Raw genomic sequence first — 20,727 nt, 5'->3', positions numbered from 1 at the left:
GAGCGAGGAGGGTTGGATTTGCGACGAAATCGTCCAGACTGCGTGTCATGCTTTCCGCATCGCAACCTCTCTACGACCTCGCCGTCATCGGCGGCGGGGTCAACGGCTGCGGCATCGCCCGCGACGCGGCGGGGCGCGGGGCCAAGGTCCTGTTGCTCGAGCGCGGCGACCTCGCCCAAGGCACCTCGTCCGCCTCGACCAAGCTGATCCACGGGGGGCTGCGCTACCTCGAGCACTACGAGTTCGCGCTCGTTCGCGAATCGCTGTCGGAGCGCGAGCGGCTGTGGGCCATTGCTCCGCACATCGTCTGGCCGCTGCGCTTCGTCCTGCCGCACGTGAAGGGCCTGCGTCCGCGCTGGCTGCTGCGGCTGGGACTGTTCCTCTATGACCACATCGGCGGACGGAGGAAGTTGCCCGCGGCCGAAGGAATCGACCTGCGCCGCCATCCCGCGGGTGCGCCGCTCAAGGACGGACTGGTCCATGGCTATGCCTATTCGGATTGCTGGGTCGACGATGCCCGGCTGGTGGTGCTCAATGCCCGCGATGCCGCGCAGCACGGCGCCGAGGTGCGCACCCGCTGCGAGGTGACTGCGCTGCGCCGCGAGGACGGAGGCTGGGCGATCGAGACCGCACAGGGACCCTTCCGCGCCCGCGCCGTCGTCAACGCGGCCGGACCGGCCGTGCTCTCGCTGCTCGAACGCGCGCATGAGAAGGCCGACTACGCGATGCGGCTGGTGCGCGGCTCGCACATTGTGGTGGGCAAGCTGTTCGACCACCCCTTCGCCTATTTCTTCCAGCTGCCCGACGGGCGGATCTTTTTCGCGATCCCCTATGAGCAGGACTTCACCCTGATCGGCACGACCGATGCCGACCACACCGGCGGGCCGATCGAGGCGAGCGCGGAAGAGATCGCCTATCTCTGCGAGGGGGCGAGCGGCTATTTCCGCAAGGCGGTGACGCCTGCCGACGTGGTCTGGACCTACTCCGGCGTGCGTCCGCTGGTCGATGACGGATCGGGCAAGCCCGAGGCGGCGACGCGGGGTTACCGGCTGGACCTGTCGGAGCCGGAGGAGGGCGCGGCGCTGCTCTCCGTCTATGGCGGGAAGATCACGACCTATCGCCACCTCGCCGAAGAGGCGGTCGACAAGCTCGCAGGCCGTCTCGATGCTCTGAGGGGACCGGCCTGGACCGGCGGCAGCGCGTTGCCCGGCGGCGACTTTCCGATGGACGGGGCGGCCGGGCTGATCGCGAAGCTTGGCCGCGATCATCCGTTCCTCGAACCGGCATGGGCCGAGCGGCTGGTGCGCTGCTATGGCAGCGATGCGTTCGCAATCCTCGATGGCGCGCAGTCGCTGGCCGATTGCGGCGTCCACTTCGGCCACGGCCTGACCGAGCGCGAGGTGCGCTGGCTGGTGACGCGCGAATGGGCGGTGAGCGCCGACGACGTGCTGTGGCGGCGGACCAAGCTGGGCCTGCAGCTCGGCGCCGACGAGAAAGCGGCGCTGGCCGACTGGTTGGCGTCGTCCCGGACCTGATCCGGGACGACGCGAGCCTCAGAACTTTGCCGACAGCGACACGTTGAACACGTGGTCGTTGGTGTCCGGCCCGTTCCGGACGTAGCCGTGCTGGAGCAGGTAGCCGCCCTCGACCGTCACGTTCTTGAGCAGCGGCGTGCTGAGCCCGATGAAGCTGCGGGTGCGGTCCCAGCCGCTCTGCTTCTGGAAGCTGGTGGTGTTGAAGTTGATGAACGCTTCGTTGGTGAAGACGACCTTGGTCTTGCTGCCCTTCGCCACCGGCAGCGCCAGCTTGGCATAGGGCCGCAGGCGCCAGCCGGTGCCGTCGATCCCGTCGCGGAAGCGCTCTTCCATGCGCAGGCGGCCCGACACCTCGACGTTGCCGAGCTTGTACTTGTCGAAGTTGACCTGCTGGCGGGCGCGTCGTTCCATCACGGTGAAATCGCCATGGCTGTACTGCGGATCGTGGGTGTAGCCGACGAACACGGTGACGTGCTTGTTCAGCGCCTTGCCGATCATCAGGTTGTTCTCGACCTCGTAGAAGCCCCGCCTGTCGCTCGTGCGCAGGACGATCTCGTTCGAGACCTGGAACCCGTCGCCGAGGTCCTTGCTGACGGTGACGGCCTGCCAGTACTGCGTGTCGTCCTTAGCGCTGGCGGCGGTTGCGCTCATGCTGGCCGCGCCAAGCAGCGCGATCGCGGTGATGGTAGTCCTGTTCATGGCCCGTTTCCCTTCCGGTTCGGGACGCGCCTATGTCCGATTTATGACAGCCAGAAGACAGATCGGCGAAATTTTCCTGACCGTGCTCTGACAGGAAGAGCGGGCCGGCTCGCCGCTGCGAACCGACCCGCTCCGGGGGGACCGCCGGGACCGGGCGGCCGGGAAGTCAGGCAGGATCAGCCCTTGCTGTCGTTGCGGTGCAGTGCCGAATGTTCGTTCGAGCGCTCATAGGCGCGGTCGATCCCGCGATTGTCGGGAAAGCCGTCCTTCGGGCCGACAGCTGGCCTTGTCTTGTCGTCTTTCTTCGAGGTCTCGTAGCCGCCCTTGGGCATGGCGGCGGCGGCGCGATTGTTACCGGCATGCGCGGCGGCGGGGAGGATCAGCGCGGCGGCGAGAATACCGGCGGCAAGCGGGTTCCGGAACGTAATGGCGACCATTTTCGGGGTACTCCGTGACTTGGTTCGCCCCCTGTTTGGTCGGTAATATCCTACCAAGCATTGTTGCTATCGCATTAATCGATATGGTTAATTTTTTAGCCCTGCGTCGTGATGCAGTGCAGCATGGACGAGCTGCGGGAACCGTGCTTTTGCCGCGACAGATCGCCGATCGCATGGCAGATAGCCGGCATGACAGACGACAATCAGAAACTCACCAACCGCAAGTTCTACAAGGCCGAGCAGGAAGCCGGGTTCGTCGAATCGCACCCGCGCACGACCCCGCAGCAGCAGGATCCCGCCTACCGTCTCGCCTTCCGCGACACCGACTTCCTCCTGCGCGAAGAGCTGCGCCCGGTGCGCTTCCAGCTCGAGCTGCTGAAGCCCGACATGCTGCTCGACGAGGCCGGGATCGGCTCGACCCTGGTGATGTACGGCTCGGCCCGCATTCCTTCGCCCGAAGCTGCCGAGGCGGCGCTTGCCACGCCGACGACGCCCGAACGCAAGGCGGTGATCGAGCGGCTGGTGGCGAAGTCGAAATATTACGAGGAAGCCCGCAAGCTCGCCTTCATCGCAAGCCAGTGCGCGGTGGTGGAGGACGGCAAGCGCCAGTTCGTGGTCTGCTCGGGCGGCGGCCCGTCGATCATGGAAGCGGCCAACCGCGGGGCCTGCGACGCGGGCGCGGAATCGATCGGGCTCAACATCGTCCTGCCGCACGAGCAGGCGCCCAACGGCTATGTCACCCCGCACCTCTCGTTCCAGTTCCACTACTTCGCGCTGCGCAAGATGCATTTCCTGCTGCGCGCGCGGGCGGTGGCGGTGTTCCCCGGCGGGTTCGGCACGCTCGACGAGTTCATGGAACTGCTGACCCTCGTCCAGACCGGCAAGATGAAGCCGATCCCGATCCTCCTGTTCGGTGCGGACTACTGGTCGAAGGTGATCAACTTCCAGGCGATGGCGGAGGAAGGGGTGATCAATTTCGAGGACCTCGCGCTGTTCCACGTCGTCGAGACCGCGCAGGAGGCGTGGGACAAGATCGTCTCGTTCTACGAGCTGGATTGCTGACTTAACGCACCGCCTGCTGCCCCAGCGGTCCGTGCCCCTTGCCCAGCCCCGGCGCGGCCTCGAGGGCAGCGCGGACAAAGGCGCGGGCCGTCTCGACCGCTTCGACCAGCGTCGCGCCGCGCGCCAGCGCGGTCGCGATCACGCTGGCCATCGTGCATCCGGTGCCGTGGGTGCTGGTGGTCTCGATCCGCGGCGCCGACCAGGAGCGCTCCGGCGTCCCGGGCACGACAAGCCGGTCGGTCACCACCGTGCCGCCGGCATCCCCGCCTTTCGCGAGGTAGGCGATGCCCCGCGCCGCCATCGCCGCGTCTCCGCCCAGCGCCTGGAGTTCGGGGACATTGGGTGTGGTCACGGTCGCCAGCCGCATCAACCGCTCGAACGCCGCGATCGTCGCGGCGTTTGCCAGCACCGAGCCGCTGGTTGCGACCATCACCGGATCGAACACCACGGGCAGGGCCAGCCCTTCGAGCCGGTCCGCCACCACCCCGGCAATGTCCGGCGAGCCGAGCATCCCGATCTTGACCGCGTCCGCGCCGATGTCGCCGAGGCAGGCGTCGATCTGCGCCGCGACCATGTCCGGCGATACCGCCTCGACCGCGTGGACCCCGCAGGTGTTCTGCGCGGTCAGCGCGGTGATCGCGGTCATCGCGTGGCCGCCCAGCATGGTGATCGTCTTGATGTCGGCCTGGATCCCTGCACCGCCGCTCGAATCCGATCCGGCGATGACCAGCACGCGCGGGGTCATGCGCTCAGGCCCGCAAGGTATGAGGCCGGACCGGCCGCTCCATCATCTCGCCGCCGCAGCTCGGGCAGATCAGGTCGAGCGCCCGCGCGCAGTCCGCGCAATAGGTGCACTCGTACGAGCAGATGTAGGAGCCGGGCTGCTCGGGATCGAGCGCCACGCCGCAGCGATCGCATTTGGCCCGCATCTCGAGCACGTGCGTCATCCTTCATGTAAGCCCCGCATCGATATACCAGACAAACGTGCCAGCGTCCTAAGGCTTATGCTTACGTTCGGCTGAAGGCGGGTGCTTTGCATGGAGCGCCTTGGCCCGGGTCGGACGGTCCATCAGCTCGCCGCCGCAGTTGGGGCAGCGATCGTCGAGCGCCTCGGCGCACTCCGCGCAAAAGGTGCACTCGAACGAGCAGATGAACGCGCCCGGCGCCTCGGCCGGAAGGTCGGTGCCGCAGCGTTCGCAGTCGGGACGCATTTCAAGCATGGGCTGCCTCCCGCACCGCGTCGCAGATCGCGTCGACCACCTGCTCGACCTCGCCGGCATCGTCGCCTTCCGCCATGACGCGGATCACCGGCTCGGTGCCCGAGGGCCGGATCACCAGCCGCCCGCGACCGGCGAGACGCGCCTCGGCGTCGGCGATCACCGCCTTGACGCTCGCGGCCTCCAGCGGCTTGCCGCCGGCGAACCGGACGTTCTTGAGCAGCTGGGGAACGGGATCGAACAGGTGCAGCACCTCGCTCGCCGGCTTGCCCGACTGGACCAGCGCCGCGAGCACCTGGAGCGCGGCGACGGTGCCGTCGCCGGTCGTGCCGTGATCGGCGAGGATCATGTGGCCGGACTGCTCGCCGCCGAGGTTGTAGCCGCCCGCGCGCATCTTCTCGAGGACATAGCGATCGCCCACCGCGGTGCGGGCGAGTTCGAGACCGTTGGCGTTCAGATGCCGCTCGAGCCCGAGGTTCGACATCACCGTCGCCACCACCCCGCCGCCGCGCAGCTCGCCGCGGCCTGCGAGCTGGGTGCCGATCAGCGCCATGATCTGGTCGCCGTCGACGACGTTACCCTTTTCGTCGACGACGATCAGGCGGTCGGCGTCGCCGTCGAGCGCGATGCCGATATCGGCGCCGCTCGCGACCACGGTCTCGCGGATCAGGTCGGTGTGGGTCGAGCCGCAGTGGTCGTTGATGTTCTTGCCGTTGGGCGAGACGCCGATGGCGACGACCTCCGCGCCCAGCTCCCAGAAGGCCGAAGGGGCGACCTGGTAGGCCGCGCCATTGGCGCAGTCGACCACGATCTTGAGCCCGTCGAGCCGAACCGTCTGCGGCAGCGACTGCTTGACCGCGTGGATGTAGCGGCCGCGGGCATCGTCGATGCGGCGGGCGCGGCCGATCTCGCTCGCCTCGGCCAGCGGGAGCTCTTCGCCGAGCATCCGCTCGATCGCGAGCTCGGCCTCGTCCGACAGCTTGTAGCCGTCGGGGCCGAACAGCTTGATGCCGTTGTCCTCGTACGGGTTGTGGCTGGCCGAGATCATCACGCCGACGTCGGCGCGCATTTCGCGCGTGAGCAGGGCGACCGCCGGGGTCGGCATCGGGCCGAGCAGGACGACGTCCATGCCGACGCTGGTGAAGCCTGCGACCATCGCGTTTTCGAGCATGTAGCCCGACAGGCGGGTGTCCTTGCCGATGACCACCCGGTGGCGGTGCTTCCCGCGAAGAAAATAGGTTCCTGCCGCCTGGCCGACCTTCATCGCGGTCGCCGCGGTCATCACCCCGGCGTTGGTCCGGCCGCGGATGCCGTCGGTACCGAAGAACTTGCGCGCCATGTTTCGATATCGCTCCCGTCAGGACCCGTTTAGCCCGCCAAACATTTGCGTGTTTGCCATGCCGTCCGCCGTCCCTAATGTCACGCCCCGATGAGCGTCTCCCTCCCCGCTTCGCTGCGTGAACCGCTTCCCCCGATCGCCTCGGTCTCCGCGGTGATCGTCTTTGCCGCGCTGGTCGGCGGGCTCGGGCTCGGCCTGGGCCTGGCGTTTGCCGCGCCCGATACGCTGCCCCCGGTGCTGGCGGTGGCCGAGCCGGTGGGCGAGCTGTGGCTGCGGGCGCTCCAAGCGACGATCGTTCCGCTGGTCGCGGCGCTGCTGTTCACCGGCATCGTCCAGACGGTCGAGGCGGCGAGCGCGGGACGGCTCGCGCGGCGCAGCCTCGGCTGGTTCGCGGTGGTGCTGGCCGGGGGCGCCGCAATGGCGGCGGCGGTGACGCCTGCTTTCCTTGCGGCCATTCCCATTCCCGCCGAGGCGGCAGCGGCGCTGCGTTCGGGCCTGGCGGGCGCGGAGCCCGGACCGGTGCCGGGGTTTGCCGACTTCCTCCGTTCGGTCGTCCCGTCCAACGTGCTGGCCGCCGCCGTCAACGACGCGGTGCTGCCGCTGATCCTGTTCGTGAGCGTGTTCGCGCTCGCCGCGATGCGCCTGCCGGCGAGCCAGCGCGATGCGCTCGCGCTGTTCTTCCGCGCGCTCGCCGGGGCGATGCTGGTGGTGATCGGCTGGGTTCTCGCCGCCGCGCCGATCGGCGTGTTCGCACTGAGCCTCACGGTCGCCGCCAAGAGCGGCGCGGCGGCGATCAGCGCGCTGGCGCACTACGTGTTGATCGTGACGCTGGTCGGCACGGTGATCCTGCTCGCCGCCTATGGCGTCGCGGTGCTCGCGGCGCGGATCGGGCTGGGCCGGTTTGCCCGGGCGATGATCCCGGCGCAGGCGCTCGCGCTGTCCACCCAGTCGTCGCTGGCGACGCTCCCGGCGATGCTCGGGGTGTGCCGCACGCTCGGGGTGCGCGAGGCGACGGCGGACTTCACCATGCCGCTGGCGGTGGCGCTGTTCCGCTCGACCGGTCCGGCGATGAACTTCGCGGTGGCGATCTATGTCGCGCACTGGTTCGGGATCGCGCTCACGCCGGGGATGCTGCTGGCCGGTTTTGCGGTGGCGACCCTGACCACGCTCGGTGCGGTGAGCCTGCCCGGCGCGCTGAGCTTCGTCACCTCGATCGGCCCGATCGCGCTGGCGATGGGCGTGCCGGTCGGCCCTCTCGCGCTGCTGGTGGCGGTCGAGGTGCTGCCCGACCTCATGCGCACCCTCGCCAACGTGACCATGGACGTCGCGGTCACTGCGGCGGTCGACCGGGCGGAGGAACGCGACGAAGCCGCGCAACCATGACGGCATTCGTGCGTTGCGAGAAGGTCGGCGAGCCCGGCATCCCCTACTGGCAATTTACGGACATCCCATGACCATCCAGCTCACGCCGCTTCCCTACGGCGAAGACGCCCTGTCCCCCGCGATCTCGGCCGAAACTTTGCGCACCCATCACGGCAAGCACCACAAGGCCTACGTCGACAAGACCAACGCGGCGGTCGCGGGCGGCGAACTGGCCGACGCTCCGCTCGAAAAGATCATCGCGGCCGCCGCGAAAAATGGCGACAGCAAGCTGTTCAACAACGCCGCGCAGGCGTGGAACCACGGCTTCTACTGGCACAGCCTGTCGCCTGAGGCGAAGCAGCCTTCGGGCGATCTCGCCGCTGCGATCGACAGCGCGTTCGGTTCGCTCGATGCCCTCAAGGAAGAGCTGGCCAAGCAGGGCGCGGATCACTTCGCCTCGGGCTGGGTCTGGCTGGCCGAGCGCGGCGGCAAGCTGGTGGTCATCCAGACTCACGATGCCGAAACCCTGGCGCACGAAGGCGGCAACCCGCTGCTGGTCATCGACCTGTGGGAGCATGCCTACTACCTCGACCACAAGAACCTGCGGCCGGACTACCTGAAGCAGGTGATCGAGGGTCACCTCGACTGGGACTTCGCCGCGGAGAACCTCGCGCGCGGTTCGGCCTGGACCTATCCGGGCTGAGTCCGAACCTCGTCCAGATCGTCCCTGATCAGTTCGTCATTGCGAGGCCGCCGATCGCGGCATTCCGCGCCTCGCAATGACGACGGGGCGGTCAGGCCGTCTGTTCCCGCTCCGCAGGGTCTTCATCCCCCATGTCGTCGCCCGGCTGGAACAGGGGTTCGCCGAAGAGGAAGCCGATGAGGTTCGGCTTGCCGAGGTGCTCGAACAGCGCGACGATGGTGATGAGGATCGGTACCGACAGCAGCGCGCCGACCACACCCCAGATCCACGAGAAGTACGAGATCGCGAACAGGATCGCGACCGGGTTGATCGTGAACCGCGCGCCCAGGATCGACGGGGTGATGAAGTTCGCCTCGATCGCATGGAGCGCGAGGAAGGCGAGCATCGGGATCAGGCCCACGGCGACCGTGTCGGCCGTGCCAACGCCGACGACGCCCAGCAGACCCATCATCGTCAGCGGCCCGACATAGGGGAGGAAGTTGAGCACGAAGGCGAGGCCGCCCCACATGATCGGCGCGGTCAGCCCGAATGCCCAGGCCCCGATGGCGACGATCACCCCGACGCCGAGGTTGATGGTGGCGACGGTCAGGATGTAGCTCGCGACCCGGTCCTGCACGTCGCGCAGGACGCGGGCGACGCGCAGCGAAGCGCCGAAGCTCTGCCGGTCGAGCAGCAGACGGCGTTTCATCCGGGTCCGCGCCTCGATCATGAAATAGGCCATCAGCAGGGTGAGCAGCGCCTCGAGCACCACCGACGGCGTGGCGAAGGCGACCTGTTCGATCACCGAAGGCTGGGCGAGAACGACCTCGCGCCGCGCGCTCGCCGCCGGGATATAGCGAGCGACCTGGCGGTTGAGGTCGGCAATCCAGTCGAAGCTGCCGCGCAGCTCGGAAAAGCGCTGGGCGATGTTGCGGGCCATCGCCGGGACCTGGTCGACCATGTCGAACGCCGGCTGGAGGATGAGCGCGAGCGCCGCCACGATCGCGCCGAGCATCACCACGATGGCGAGCAGCGACGCGAGCATGTTGGGCAGGCCGACACGGATCAGACGATCGGCCAGCGGGGACAGGATGATGGTGAAGATCATCGCCGTGACCGGAGGCAGGAACACCACCGAGCCGATCGACAGCACGAACGGCAGGCCCAGAAACAGGCCGATGCCCAGCAGCAGGACCAGCGCCGAGATCATCCGCGTGGGCGAGGGGTCGGCCTGGGGAGGGGGTTCGGGCAGTGGATCGGACAGGGAGGCCATGGCCGACGACTAGCCCATAATTTCGCCCGCGGTAAGGGTAAGCGGCCGCGCACCTCCAGAGCGCGCGGCCGGGCCTTTCACGAAGAAATTGGGATCAGTCGCGGGCGTGCGACTTCGCCTCTTCCTCCGCGCGGCGCAGTTCATCGCCTTCGGCGCCGTCGAGCGCCTCTGCGGCATCCTCCGCGAGCGCCTCGACCTTGCCCTCGTTCTTTTCGAGGAAGGCCTCGGTGCGATCGTTGTAGTCCTTGGTCGCCTTGTAGTTGCCTTCGCCCTTTTCGGCGTTGGCGAGCACGTCGTTGCTCATGGTCTCACTCCGGATTGCTGTTGCTCGACCAACGGCAGTCCGGGCGGGTGGTTCCTACTCGACCGTGTCCTCGGCGTGGTTGCGGTCCTCGGCGTGCACGGTCCCGTCGAGCTCGGCCATGATCGCATCGTGCGCGATGACGTCGCCGATCGCACGGCGCGGGATCTGTCCACCCTCGATCATGGCGGACAGGGTGGCGCGGGCGCGGCCGACGCGGCTCTTGATCGTGCCGACCGCGCAGTCGCAGATCTGCGCCGCCTCTTCATAGGAGAAGCCGCCGGCCCCGACCAGCAGCAGCGCCTGGCGGCGTTCGTCCGGCAGGGTCTGCAGCGCGCGGTAAAGGTCGGCAAGGTGCTGCGGCCCTTCTTGCGCGGCGGGCGTGGTCAGGATGCGCTCGGCCACCGTCTCGTCGTAATCGGCGCGGAAGCGGTTGCGACGCATGTCGGTGAGATAGGCGTTGCGCAGGATCACGAAGGTCCACGCCCGCATCGATGTGCCGGGCTCGAACCGCTCCTGCGCGGCCCACGCCTTGAGCAGCGTTTCCTGCACGAGATCGTCGGCGAGGTCGGGACGGCCGCAAAGGCCGCGGGCGAACGCGCGAAGGTGCGGGATGACCCCGGTCAGTTCGCGCTTGAAGGCGGTGGCGCGCGAAGCGCCGGCCTGTGTCGGCGAGGGGGCGTCAGCCATTTTCGCTCGAATCGAGCTGGTCGAGCAATTTTGCAAAGCTGTCGGGCAGGGGCTCCTCGACGACGGAATCGTACAGCTTCTTCAAGCTGCTCGTCCATTCGGGGTCCTTCCGGCTCGCACCGGTGCCGCGTGGGCGCGGTGTGCTTTTCATCTTCTTTCGGTCTTCCGACATCAGCCTGCTTGCGCCTCCCCCCTGAGGACGACTCCACCGAGGCGCACGGATGCGCACCATCGGACATCATGAAACGGTCCCAGCCCCGAGCCATGGCACGCTATTGCCATGTTCGGGGTTGGACAGGAACGAAATCATGCGCCGATGGTTCCCCGTGAAATGACCGCTCCTTACGTTTTGTGCTTTGCCGTCCGGGCGCGAGCGGGCACGACAGGACGTAAGGCAGCGCAGGCAGGGGGTTAAACGGGCAGTGGAAAGGCTGGTAGCCGGCATGGCGAAGACGCCGCGCTGGTACGAGCGCTACCCGCGCGGCGTACCGGTGGCGATCTTTGCGCTGACCATGGCGGTGACGCTCGTCTCGGTCTTCGCGATCGAGCGGGCCGAAAGCCAGCGAGAGAACGCCCAGCTTGTCCAGACCGCGCAGGTCATCGCCAGCGGCCTCGAGCGGCGGGCCAATGCCAACGCCGCCTACCTGCGTTCCGGCGCGGCGCTGTTTGCGACCCAGCAGGTGGTCGGAGCCCCGCTGTTCCAGACCTTCATCGCCCAGCTCCATCTCGACGACAACGGCGGCGGGGCAGACGGGATCGGCTGGGCGATGCGCGTCGATCGCAACGAAATCCCGGCCGCCGAGGCAAACATGCGCCGCCTCGGCCTGGGGGACTTCCGCGTCCACCCGGCACCGCGCGACGATCAGGCCTATGCGGTGCCGATCATGTATCTCCAGCCCGATACCGAGCGGAACCGCGTCGCACTCGGCTACAACATGTTCACGGACGACACACGCCGCGAAGCGATGCTCGAGGCGGAGGCCAAGGGGCGCCCCACCGCAACCGGCAAGGTCGTGCTGGTCCAGGAAGGGCCTCAGGCCAAGGACCCGGGCTTCCTGATCTACATGCCGGTCTATGCGATGACCGGAAAGAACGAGCCGCGCCGGCTCAAAGGGTTTGTCTACAGCCCGTTCAATGCGCGCAAGTTCGTCGCCTCGGTTCTCGACACCGATGCCGAGCGCGAGGTGGGAATCGAGATCTTCGACCAGGTCCCGGCCGCCGCCAACCTGCTCGTCGCATCGCCCCCGGTCGAAGAGTCGGGCGTCTATGCGGTGCGCGAGGCGACGATCGCCAACCGCAAGTGGGTGATCCGGGTCGAGGCTCCGGCCAGTTCGACGCTGTCGATGCTGTCGCTGGTGACCCTGCTGTTCGGCCTGCTGGTGGCGACGCTGCTGCTGGTGCTGGCGCGGCTGCTCACGGTCCAGGCCGCGGAAGACCGCATCGCCCTCGCCTGGTTCGAGGAACAGTCCTCGATCCGCAACTCGTTGACCCGCGAACTCAACCACCGGGTCAAGAACACGCTGGCCAACGTGCTGTCGATCATTGCCCTGACCCGGCGCCGGGCCAGCGACCTGACGAGCTTTGCCGACAGCCTCGACGGGCGCATCCGCGCACTTTCGGCCACGCACGACCTGCTGACCCAGTCGGAATGGGGCACGACCCCGATCCGTGCGGTCGTCACTGCCGAGCTTGCGCCCTATGCCCAGGACCACGAGCGCCACCTCTACATCGAGGGACCCGACGTCGAGCTCGCCCCCAACGACGCGCTCTCGCTGGGCCTCGCGATTCACGAACTGGCGACCAACGCCGCCAAGTACGGCGCGCTGTCGACGCTCGACGGCAAGGTGCGGATCCACTGGCAGCTGCTCACCCAGGACCTTGCCCGGATCGAATGGGTCGAGGAAGACGGGCCTCCGGTCGACACGGCGCGGGAGAAGCGCGGGTTCGGGATGGATCTCATCGAAAAGATTGTCGCCCACGAACTGCGCAATCCGGTCGATCTTCGCTTCGAGCCGACCGGAGTGCGCTGCAGCCTGATCATCCCGGTCCGTCGCCGCGGCGATTTCGCGATGCGCGCCGGCGGCTGACGTGGTCTCGCTTAGGGCGGCTTGCGCGCGCGGTTGCTCCGTGCGACGACTGCACGGGTGACAGCGGGTGGGACAGCGCATCTGAACGCCATGGCGGCGGCGCAGCAGGGGGCGGATGGCGCTGCCTCGGCCTGGCGCACGGTCCGCGCGGCGAACGATATCCAGTTCGCCCCGCTCCCCGCGGTGCCCCCGAAGCCGCCGGCCCCGCCGCCCGAGCCACCGGCCTTCCTTAAGTGGATCTTCGATGCGCTGGAGGCGCTGTTCAAGCCGATCGCGCAGTTTTTCGGCGCGGCATGGGGCGGGATCGAGATCCTGCTCATTCTCCTCGCCATCGCGGGTGTGGCGTGGATTGCATGGTCGCTGCTCTGGCCGATGTGGCGGGACAGAAAGCCCCGTGCCGCCGTGCAAGTCGAGGCGGAGTGGGCGCCCGAGCGTGCCGCCGCGGTCGCGCTGCTCGACGATGCCGACCAGCTGGCCGCCGAAGGCCGCTACGGCGAGGCGGCGCACCTCCTGCTCCAGCGCAGCGTCCACCACATCGCCGCCGAACGGCCCGAATGGCTCACCCCGTCGAGCACCTCGCGCGAGATCGGGCGGATCACCGGCCTGCCGTGGCGCGCCAAGGAGGCGTTCGGCCTGATCGCGCGCGAGGTCGAACGCTCGCTGTTCGCGCTGCAGGAACTGGGCGCGGACGACTGGCAGCGGGCCCGCACCGCCTATGCCGACTTCGCGCTTGCCGACCTGAGGCGCGGCGGTTGAGCGCCGCCGCGGCATCCTCGGGCGCGCCGTCCGCCGACGCCGGCTTCGGCCGCGGCACCGTCATCGGCATGCTGCTCATCGGGCTGCTCGGCTTCATCGGCCTGCTTTATGCGCTGGGCAACGATCCCGGCGCCGATCCCAACGACGGCGGCGGCCATGCCGGGGGCAAGGGCCTCAACGGCTACGCCGCACTCGTCGAAATGATGAAGGCGAGCGGAGAAACCGTCCGCCAGATCCGCAGCGACCGAGAGCTCAAGGAGCCGGGGCTGCTCGTGCTGACCCCGCCGCCGCAGTTCGACGGCGAGAAGCTGGCGCGGATCGTCGAGGAGCGGCGCTATGTCGGCCCGACGATCGTGGTGACGCCGAAGTGGCTGGCCGCACGCAGCAGAAACCAGGAGGCCCAGAAAGGCTGGGTCGAACTCAGGGGCGTCGAGCCGGTCAGCTGGCCGGGCTTCCACGACGAGCTCGGCGTGTCGGCGACCACGGCGAAGGACAACAAGCCGGCCGGCGGCTGGGTCTCCGGGGGACGCCGGGGCAAGCTCGCCGATGATCGCACCGTGATGTCGGCGGCGGGGCAGAACCTCGTCCCGCTCGTCGAAAGCGGCGACGGGCGGATCCTCGCCGCATGGATCGACGACGGCGAGACCTATCCGGGGCTGGAGGACTTCATCGGCAACGACGTCGACCGAGCCGAGGAAGAGGACAACGGCCGCTTCCCGGTGATCCTGGTGTTCGAGCCGGACCTGCTCGACAACTACGGCCTCGCCGACGAGCAGACCGCGCTGCTCGCCCGCGACCTGCTGTGGGCCGCCGCCGACGAGACCGGCAGCGAGCCGATTCGCTTCGACCTCACCCAGAACGGGTTCGGCTCGACCCAGAACCTGCTGACGCTGGCGTTCCGTCCGCCGTTCCTCGCCGCGACGATCTGCCTCGCTCTCGCCGGTCTCGCCATCGCCTGGCGCGCCTTCAACCGCTTCGGCCCGCCGCGCCGGCGCGAGCGGGCGATCGCGCTGGGCAAGGGCGCGCTGGTCGAGAACAGCGCCGGGGTGATCCGCCGCACGGGCCGCATCCACCTGGTCGCCGGGCCTTATGCCGACGCCGCCCGCGACCGCCTCGCCGGAGTGCTCGGCCTGCCGCGCGGCGCCGATGCCGAAGCCCGCGAAGCCGCGATCGACCGCGCCCAGGAGCGGCGCGGGGTTGCCGGCCCGCCGTTTTCCCGCGCCGCCGCCGACTTGCGCGCGGCGCGCAATCCCCACGAGGTGGCGAAGCGCGCCGCCGTCCTCCAGACAATCGAGAAGGCGCTGACGTGAGCGACATGAATCCCCCGATGAATCTCGGCGAAGTGAGCGGTCTTGCCAATGCGATCCGCGGCGAGGTGGGCAAGGCCGTGGTCGGCCAGCGCGAGGTGGTCGATCACCTGCTGATCGCCCTGTTCTCGGCCGGGCATGTCCTGCTCGAAGGCCCGCCGGGCACGGCCAAGACATTCCTCGCGCAGAGCTTCGCCACCGCGCTGGGGCTCGACTTCGGGCGCATCCAGTTCACGCCCGACCTGATGCCGGGCGACATTCTCGGCTCGAACCTGTTCAACTTCCAGACCAGCCAGTTCACCCTGACCCGCGGGCCGATCTTCCGCGAAGTGCTGCTCGCTGACGAGATCAACCGCACCCCGCCCAAGACCCAGGCCGCGCTGCTCGAGGCGATGCAGGAACGGCGGGTGACCCTGGACGGCGAGATCCACCCGCTGTCCGAACGCTTCATGGTCGTCGCGACGCAGAACCCGATCGAGAGCCAGGGCGTCTATCCGCTGCCCGAAGCCCAGCTCGACCGTTTCCTGTTCAAGCTGCTCGTCGATTATCCCAGCGCGGCGGAGGAAGCGCAGATCGTTGCGCGCTATGGCGAGCGGGTCGGCGCGCCCAAGCCCGCTGACCTCGGCGTGAGCCGGGTCGCCGACGCCGCGCTGATCGGCCGGGCGGCGGCGGCGGTGAAGACCGTGACGCTCGCCGAAAGCATCGTCGACTACATCGTCCGACTGGTCCGGGCAACGCGCGAGACCACGGATTTCGTCTCCGGCGCGAGCCCCCGTGCCGCGGTCCTGCTGGCCAGCGCGACCCGCGCCCGCGCCGCGCTCGACGGGCGCGACTATGCGGTGCCGGACGACGTGAAGGCGCTCGCCGGCGCGGTCCTGCGCCACCGCATGCTCCTGAGCCCGGCCGCGGAGATCGAGGGCAAGCAGGTCGAGACCATCGTCGCCGACCTGATCCAGGCGACCGAGGCGCCGCGGTGAGAAGCCGCTGATGCGCCTCCCCGCCTTCTATCCCACGGCGCGCGCCGCGATCCTCGTCGCGCTGGCCGCGCCGGTGGCGCTGGTGCTGGCGGCAACGCGGCCGGGGCTGTGGACGGTGGCCCCGGCGCTGGGCGGCGGGCTGCTGCTCCTGGTGCTGCTCGACGCGCTGTTCGCCGGCTCGTTGCGCGAGTTGCGCCTGGTGGTGCCGACCGACACCGAAGTGGGCGAGGACACCCGCCTCGTCGTTCTGGCCGAGATCGCCCGCGGCACCGGACGGGCCCGGCCGGAGGCGGCGGTCTCGCTCGACCCGAAGCTGGTCCCCGGCGGGCGGATCGTGCTTCCGCTCTCGCCTTCCGGCGGGGCATGGAGCGGGGAGACGACGTTTGCCCCGACCCGCCGCGGCACCGGGCCGATCGACCGGGCGTGGCTGCGCTGGACCGGGCCGCTCGGCCTCGCCCACCGCCAGGCCAGCCGCGAGCTCGACCTGTCCTTGCGGGTCTGGCCCAACATCGCCGCAGTGCGCAGCCCGGCGCTGCAGATGTTCCTGCGCGACGCCCAGTTCGGCCTGATTGCGCGGCGGATCCGCGGCGAGGGGACCGAGTTCGAATCGCTCGCCGAATACGAACCGGGCATGGACCGCCGCCGGATCGACTGGAAAAGCTCGGCCCGCCACGGACGGCTTTATGCCAAGGAATACGAGACCGAGCGCAACAACCAGATCGTCTTCGCGTTCGATTGCGGACAGGCGATGTGCGAGCCGATCGAGGGCTTGCCGCGCATCGACCGCGCCGTCTCCGCCGCGCTGACCACCGCCTATGTCGCGCTGAAGGCGGGGGACAAGGTCGCGCTGTTCGCCTTCGCGGCGCGGCCTCTGCTGACGACGCCGTTCGTCACCGCCAGCCGCGACTTCCACCGCCTCCAGACCGCCGCCGCCGGGCTCGACTACCGGCCGGAGGAGCCGAACTTCACGCTTGCGCTGTCGACGCTGTCGTCGCGGCTCCAGCGGCGCAGCCTGGTCGTGCTGTTCTCCGACTTCTCCGACCCGACCAGCGCCGAGCTGATGCTTGAGAACGTCGGCCGGCTGGTCGAACGTCACCTCGTGATCTTCGTGGTGATGGCCGACGCCGAACTGGCCGAGATCGTCCGCCGCCCGGTCGAGACGATGCAGGACGCCGCGATGGCGGTGACCGCAACCACGCTCGAGCGCCAGCGCGCACTGGTGCTCCAGCGCCTGCGTCACCTCGGGGTCGAGATCGTCGAGGCCCCGCACGACGCGATCGGCAACCGGCTGCTCGACAGCTATCTGCGGGTCAAGCGCAAGGGGAGCATCGGGTGAACCTCCTCCCGCACAATCACCTCAATCGTCATTCCGAGGCCGCAGGCCGAAGCAATCCAGCCCCCGTGCGCGGCTCTTTGGATTGCTTCGCCCGCTGGCGCGGGCTCGCAATGACGAAGGGGCGTGCGCGATGACAGTCCCCTTCAACCCGGCCACCGCCGTCGAGCAGGCGGCGCTGCGGTCCGACCGCTTCCGTCTGGAGCGCGAGCACGAATGGCAGCGGCTCGACGAGATCGTCACGCGGATGGAGAAGGGCAAGCTCAAGCGCGTGTCCGACGACGACCTGATGGCGCTGCCCGCGCTTTATCGCAACGTCGCCTCGAGCCTTGCCATCGCCCGCGAAACCTCGCTCGACCGGGCGACCATCACCTATCTCGAGGCACTGGCCCAGCGCGCGTGGTTCCTCGTCTATGGTCCGCGCCAGTCGCTCGGCAAGTGGCTCGCCGGGTTCTTCGGCGGCGGCTGGGGCGCGGCGGTGCGGAGCATCTGGCTCGACATCCTGATCGTCCTGCTGGCGATGGTCGCGGGGACGATCGTCGGCTGGCAGCTCGTCTCCCACGACCCCGAATGGTACTATGCGCTGGTCGGCGACATGGCCTCGGACCGGGTGCCGGGGGCGAGCCGTGAGGCGCTGCGCAGCACCCTGTTCGGCAACCAGGATCAGGACGCGCTGTCGGTGTTCGCGGCGTTCCTGTTTTCGAACAATGCGCAGGTCTGCATCCTGGCGTTCGCGCTGGGCTTCGCGTTCGCGCTGCCTTCGCTGATGCTGGTGGTCCACAACACTGCCTCGCTTGGGGCGATGCTGTGGCTGTTCGACAGCCAGGGCCTGCTGGTCGACTTCGTCGGCTGGCTTTCGATCCACGGCACGACCGAGCTGCTCGCGATCCTCCTCGCGGGCGCGGCCGGAGTCCATGTCGGTCGGTCGATGGCGTTCCCGGGCGAGGCCTCGCTGCTCGATGCCGCCGCCGCCGCGGGCCGCCGCTCGGCGCAGGTCATGGCCGGAGTGGTGATCATGCTGGTGGTCGCGGCGGTGCTCGAAGGCTTCTTCCGCCAGCTGATCGACAACACCCAGGGCCGCTTTGCCGTGGGCGGGTTCATGCTGGTATTCTGGATCGGCTACCTGTTCGTGTGGCGGCGCGGACGCGTCTCCGGAGGGCAGCCCTGATGGCGAGCCGCGCCAGTTCTCGCCCCGGCTTCGGCGATGCCGCGACGCATGACCGCCAGCGCCAGCTGGTAACGCCCGAGGGCGTGCCGCTCACGCTGGTCGTCGCCAGCCGCGGGGCGCGCGCCGGGGCGCTGGTGCTCGACCTGATGCTGATCGGGTTCCTCCAGACGGTGACGACGATCGCGCTGATCATGATGGCGGCGGGAATCGGCATCAAGCTGGACGACCTCGACGGTCCGACCGGCCGCGCGCTCCAGTTTCTCGCGATCCTCTACATCATCGCGATGTTCCTGTTCCGGAACGCCTACTTCCTCTACTTCGAGCTCGGCCCGAAAGGCGCGACGCCGGGCAAGCGGGTTTCCGGCATCCGGGTCGCCTCGCGCGATGGCGGGCGGCTGACGACCGAGGCGGTGATCGCCCGCAACATCGTCCGCGACATCGAGCTGTTCCTGCCGCTGACCTTTTTCACCGGCGCGACCGGCGGCGACTCGACCGGGCTCGCGGTGCTCTCCGCCTTCGCCTGGTTCGGGGTCTTCGTGCTGTTCCCGTGCTTCAACCGCGACCGCCTGCGCTGCGGCGACCTGATTGCGGGGAGCTGGGTGGTCGAGGCGCCCAAGCGCAAGCTCGAGAAAGCGATGTCGGTGGGCGAGGGCGGCTCGGGCCGCAGCGCGATGACCGGGACCGAATACCGCTTCGGCGAGGCGGAACTGGCGGTCTACGGGGAGTACGAACTCCAGGTCCTCGAACGCGTGCTGCGCGACGACCGGCCCGAAGCGCTGCGCGAGGTCGCCGAAACCATCTGCCACAAGATCGGCTGGACCAGCGGGCGGGGCGACGAACGCGCGTTCCTCGAAGCCTACTATACCCAGCTGCGCGCCCGGCTGGAACGCGGCATGCGCTTTGGCAAGCGCAAGGCCGACAAGTATTCGGGGGAGGGCTGAACCCTCCCCGGCGAGAGCCTTACTTCTTCGCCCAGTTCCAGCTGCGCAGCAGCATCATGCCCGACAGGTGGCGGTACTTGGCCCGATCGGCAGAGGCCGCCTGGGCCTGCGCCATCGTCGACTGCATGTAAGCGTTGTACATGTCGTCGCGCTTCTTGCCCTCGGCCGGGTCGGCAAAGCGCGGGAACCGGGTGACGAGGTAGAAGTCGGGTTCGCCGGCGCGGGGATACTCGTTCGAGAGGATTTCGTAGCTCGAGATCCAGCCCTGCGCCTTGGCGTAGTCCTGGCCCTTGCGCCACTGCCCGGCGAGATGGTTGATGTAGTCGAGGGTGTGGCCGTCATCGACGGTGATCGACGAGATCTCGACGTAGTCGCCCGGTTCGACCGGCAGGTCCTCGGCCATCGCCGGGAGCGCGGCAAAACCGAAGGTAAGCGCGGCGGCGGCCGCAATGCGCAGATGTTTCATGGCGTCATTCCCCTGCTTCGGAAAAGGCGGACTATCCGCCGGTTCCATTGGCCGTCAGGCGCAGGGCGACCCGGTGACATTGCACCTTTGGGCGGGCCTTTGGTGCGCCAGCCGCGAGGGAGAGTCAATCGCTGTAAATTGCTGATTTTCTTATGCCGCTGCTGTCGGCCCGGCCCCGGTACATGCCCGGCGTGCTGAACGAAAACGCGGTCGATCCGTCGGGCGCGGCGACGATCACCCCGCCCTCGCCGCCGAGCCCGGCGATCTCGGCGATCACCGCGTCGGCCGCGGTCTGCGCGTCCTCGCCGAGAAGCCGCATCCGCGCCGCGATCTCGTGTCCCGCGCCCTCGCAGATGAAGAACTCGCCCGCCCCGGTTGCGCTGACCGCGCAGGCGCGGTCGTCGGCCCAGGTTCCCGCGCCGATGATCGGGGAATCCCCGATCCGGCCCCAGCGCTTGCCGGTGAGCCCGCCGGTCGAGGTCGCCGCGGCGAGGTGTCCCGCAGCGTCGCGCGCCACCGCGCCGACCGTGCCGTATTTCAGGTCGACGTCGAACCAGCCGAGCTTCCTGGCCTTCATCTCCTGCAGCTGCCGCCAGCGTTCGGGGGTGGCGAACCAGTCGGGGTCGACCTGCTCGATCCCCTGCTCGCGGGCGAATTCCTCCGCGCCTTCGCGGCTGAGCAGGACGTGGGGGCTGCGCTCCATCACGGCGCGGGCGAGCGTGACCGGGCTGCGGGTGTGGGTGACCCCGGCGACCGCTCCGGCGTTGCGGGTCGCCCCGTCCATCACCGCGGCGTCGAGTTCGTTGACCCCGGCGTAGGTGAACACCGCGCCGCGCCCGGCGTTGAAGCGGGGATCGTCCTCCAGCACCATGACCGCCGCGACCACCGCGTCCATCGCGCTGCCGCCGCCGTCCAGCACGGCCGAGCCCGCGGCGAGCGCCGCCTCGATCCCGGCGAGGTAGCCGCGCTCCTCCTCGGGCGTCGCATAGCCCGGCCGCATCGACCCCGCACCGCCGTGGACGGCGAGGCTCCAGCGCGGTTGCTCCATGGTCGGCTCTCCTGCAAGATCGGGGACGGGGTGCCGGCAGGCGATAT

General features: G+C 68.9%; 23 protein-coding genes. 11 read left to right on the top strand and 12 right to left on the bottom strand.

Annotated features, from left to right (window positions below; genetic code table 11):
- Positions 1 to 47 precede the first annotated feature (47 nt).
- A complete protein-coding gene (locus AC3WLD_RS00870) occupies positions 48 to 1,535 on the top strand; it encodes a glycerol-3-phosphate dehydrogenase (RefSeq protein ID WP_492555017.1) in 1,488 nt (495 codons plus the stop codon).
- Positions 1,536 to 1,553: 18 nt separating this feature from the next.
- On the opposite strand, the gene AC3WLD_RS00865 is transcribed toward AC3WLD_RS00870, so the two are convergent.
- Complete coding sequence (locus AC3WLD_RS00865) at positions 1,554 to 2,234, bottom strand: DUF2490 domain-containing protein (RefSeq protein WP_492555016.1); 681 nt, start codon at positions 2,232 to 2,234, stop codon at positions 1,554 to 1,556.
- Positions 2,235 to 2,410: 176 nt separating this feature from the next.
- Entirely contained in the window at positions 2,411 to 2,671 is a 261-nt protein-coding gene (locus tag AC3WLD_RS00860; protein ID WP_492555015.1) for a hypothetical protein, read from the bottom strand.
- 189 nt (positions 2,672 to 2,860) lie between these two features.
- On the opposite strand from AC3WLD_RS00860, the gene AC3WLD_RS00855 reads away from it, so the two are divergent.
- Positions 2,861 to 3,733, top strand: coding sequence for an LOG family protein (locus tag AC3WLD_RS00855; RefSeq protein WP_492555014.1), 873 nt, complete (start codon positions 2,861 to 2,863; stop codon positions 3,731 to 3,733).
- 1 nt (position 3,734) lies between these two features.
- On the opposite strand, the gene thiD is transcribed toward AC3WLD_RS00855, so the two are convergent.
- From thiD to glmM, 4 genes are read right to left on the bottom strand one after another with little or no spacing between them, the layout of a single operon-like run.
- The gene (gene thiD, locus AC3WLD_RS00850) at positions 3,735 to 4,478 is read right to left on the bottom strand and encodes a bifunctional hydroxymethylpyrimidine kinase/phosphomethylpyrimidine kinase (RefSeq protein WP_492555013.1); all 744 of its coding nucleotides are present in this window, start codon (positions 4,476 to 4,478) and stop codon (positions 3,735 to 3,737) included.
- Positions 4,479 to 4,482: 4 nt separating this feature from the next.
- On the bottom strand, positions 4,483 to 4,671 hold the full coding sequence (locus tag AC3WLD_RS00845) for a DUF1272 domain-containing protein (RefSeq protein ID WP_492555325.1): 189 nt from the start codon (positions 4,669 to 4,671) through the stop codon (positions 4,483 to 4,485).
- 57 nt (positions 4,672 to 4,728) lie between these two features.
- The gene (locus AC3WLD_RS00840; RefSeq protein WP_492555012.1) at positions 4,729 to 4,953 is read right to left on the bottom strand and encodes a DUF1272 domain-containing protein; all 225 of its coding nucleotides are present in this window, start codon (positions 4,951 to 4,953) and stop codon (positions 4,729 to 4,731) included.
- Positions 4,946 to 6,289, bottom strand: coding sequence for a phosphoglucosamine mutase (gene glmM / locus AC3WLD_RS00835; RefSeq protein WP_492555011.1), 1,344 nt, complete (start codon positions 6,287 to 6,289; stop codon positions 4,946 to 4,948). Before glmM ends, AC3WLD_RS00840 begins: the two co-directional genes overlap by 8 nt.
- A 90-nt stretch (positions 6,290 to 6,379) precedes the next feature.
- Between glmM and AC3WLD_RS00830 the strand changes: the two genes are divergently transcribed.
- Positions 6,380 to 7,672 (top strand): dicarboxylate/amino acid:cation symporter, encoded by a 1,293-nt coding sequence (locus AC3WLD_RS00830; RefSeq protein WP_492555010.1) that lies wholly within the window; start codon positions 6,380 to 6,382, stop codon positions 7,670 to 7,672.
- Between the two features lie 67 nt (positions 7,673 to 7,739).
- Entirely contained in the window at positions 7,740 to 8,354 is a 615-nt protein-coding gene (locus AC3WLD_RS00825) for a superoxide dismutase (RefSeq protein ID WP_492555009.1), read from the top strand.
- A gap of 91 nt (positions 8,355 to 8,445) precedes the next feature.
- Here the strand turns inward: AC3WLD_RS00825 and AC3WLD_RS00820 are convergent, their stop codons facing one another.
- From AC3WLD_RS00820 to AC3WLD_RS00805, 4 genes are all read right to left on the bottom strand, one after another.
- Positions 8,446 to 9,606 carry an AI-2E family transporter gene (locus tag AC3WLD_RS00820; protein ID WP_492555008.1) on the bottom strand — a complete coding sequence of 387 codons (1,161 nt, stop codon included), beginning with the start codon at positions 9,604 to 9,606 and terminating at the stop codon, positions 8,446 to 8,448.
- Positions 9,607 to 9,700: 94 nt separating this feature from the next.
- Positions 9,701 to 9,910 (bottom strand): hypothetical protein, encoded by a 210-nt coding sequence (locus tag AC3WLD_RS00815; protein ID WP_492555007.1) that lies wholly within the window; start codon positions 9,908 to 9,910, stop codon positions 9,701 to 9,703.
- 54 nt (positions 9,911 to 9,964) lie between these two features.
- Positions 9,965 to 10,597 (bottom strand): sigma-70 family RNA polymerase sigma factor, encoded by a 633-nt coding sequence (locus AC3WLD_RS00810; protein WP_492555006.1) that lies wholly within the window; start codon positions 10,595 to 10,597, stop codon positions 9,965 to 9,967.
- The gene (locus tag AC3WLD_RS00805; RefSeq protein WP_492555005.1) at positions 10,590 to 10,682 is read right to left on the bottom strand and encodes a NepR family anti-sigma factor; all 93 of its coding nucleotides are present in this window, start codon (positions 10,680 to 10,682) and stop codon (positions 10,590 to 10,592) included. Before AC3WLD_RS00805 ends, AC3WLD_RS00810 begins: the two co-directional genes overlap by 8 nt.
- A gap of 358 nt (positions 10,683 to 11,040) precedes the next feature.
- Between AC3WLD_RS00805 and AC3WLD_RS00800 the strand changes: the two genes are divergently transcribed.
- From AC3WLD_RS00800 to AC3WLD_RS00770, 7 genes are all read left to right on the top strand, one after another.
- Positions 11,041 to 12,684: a CHASE domain-containing protein gene (locus AC3WLD_RS00800; protein WP_492555004.1), complete on the top strand. Its 1,644-nt coding sequence runs from the start codon at positions 11,041 to 11,043 to the stop codon at positions 12,682 to 12,684.
- Between the two features lie 57 nt (positions 12,685 to 12,741).
- Positions 12,742 to 13,440 carry a hypothetical protein gene (locus tag AC3WLD_RS00795; RefSeq protein WP_492555003.1) on the top strand — a complete coding sequence of 233 codons (699 nt, stop codon included), beginning with the start codon at positions 12,742 to 12,744 and terminating at the stop codon, positions 13,438 to 13,440.
- On the top strand, positions 13,437 to 14,750 hold the full coding sequence (locus AC3WLD_RS00790; protein ID WP_492555002.1) for a DUF4350 domain-containing protein: 1,314 nt from the start codon (positions 13,437 to 13,439) through the stop codon (positions 14,748 to 14,750). The genes AC3WLD_RS00795 and AC3WLD_RS00790 overlap by 4 nt, the downstream gene beginning before the upstream one ends.
- A 17-nt stretch (positions 14,751 to 14,767) precedes the next feature.
- The gene (locus AC3WLD_RS00785; RefSeq protein WP_492555324.1) at positions 14,768 to 15,724 is read left to right on the top strand and encodes an AAA family ATPase; all 957 of its coding nucleotides are present in this window, start codon (positions 14,768 to 14,770) and stop codon (positions 15,722 to 15,724) included.
- 10 nt (positions 15,725 to 15,734) lie between these two features.
- A complete protein-coding gene (locus tag AC3WLD_RS00780; protein WP_492555001.1) occupies positions 15,735 to 17,060 on the top strand; it encodes a DUF58 domain-containing protein in 1,326 nt (441 codons plus the stop codon).
- Positions 17,061 to 17,190: 130 nt separating this feature from the next.
- Positions 17,191 to 18,225 carry a stage II sporulation protein M gene (locus AC3WLD_RS00775; protein ID WP_492555000.1) on the top strand — a complete coding sequence of 345 codons (1,035 nt, stop codon included), beginning with the start codon at positions 17,191 to 17,193 and terminating at the stop codon, positions 18,223 to 18,225.
- Positions 18,225 to 19,166 (top strand): RDD family protein, encoded by a 942-nt coding sequence (locus AC3WLD_RS00770; RefSeq protein WP_492554999.1) that lies wholly within the window; start codon positions 18,225 to 18,227, stop codon positions 19,164 to 19,166. The genes AC3WLD_RS00775 and AC3WLD_RS00770 overlap by 1 nt, the downstream gene beginning before the upstream one ends.
- A 19-nt stretch (positions 19,167 to 19,185) precedes the next feature.
- Here the strand turns inward: AC3WLD_RS00770 and AC3WLD_RS00765 are convergent, their stop codons facing one another.
- Positions 19,186 to 19,632 carry a hypothetical protein gene (locus AC3WLD_RS00765; RefSeq protein WP_492554998.1) on the bottom strand — a complete coding sequence of 149 codons (447 nt, stop codon included), beginning with the start codon at positions 19,630 to 19,632 and terminating at the stop codon, positions 19,186 to 19,188.
- Positions 19,633 to 19,756: 124 nt separating this feature from the next.
- Complete coding sequence (locus AC3WLD_RS00760) at positions 19,757 to 20,680, bottom strand: isoaspartyl peptidase/L-asparaginase family protein (RefSeq protein WP_492554997.1); 924 nt, start codon at positions 20,678 to 20,680, stop codon at positions 19,757 to 19,759.
- Positions 20,681 to 20,727: the final 47 nt, after the last annotated feature.

Source organism: Novosphingobium sp. FW305-C-111 (assembly GCF_058783565.1).
The sequence above is the reverse complement of the archived record's forward strand: the minus strand, read 5'-3'. Positions and strand labels throughout refer to the sequence as shown.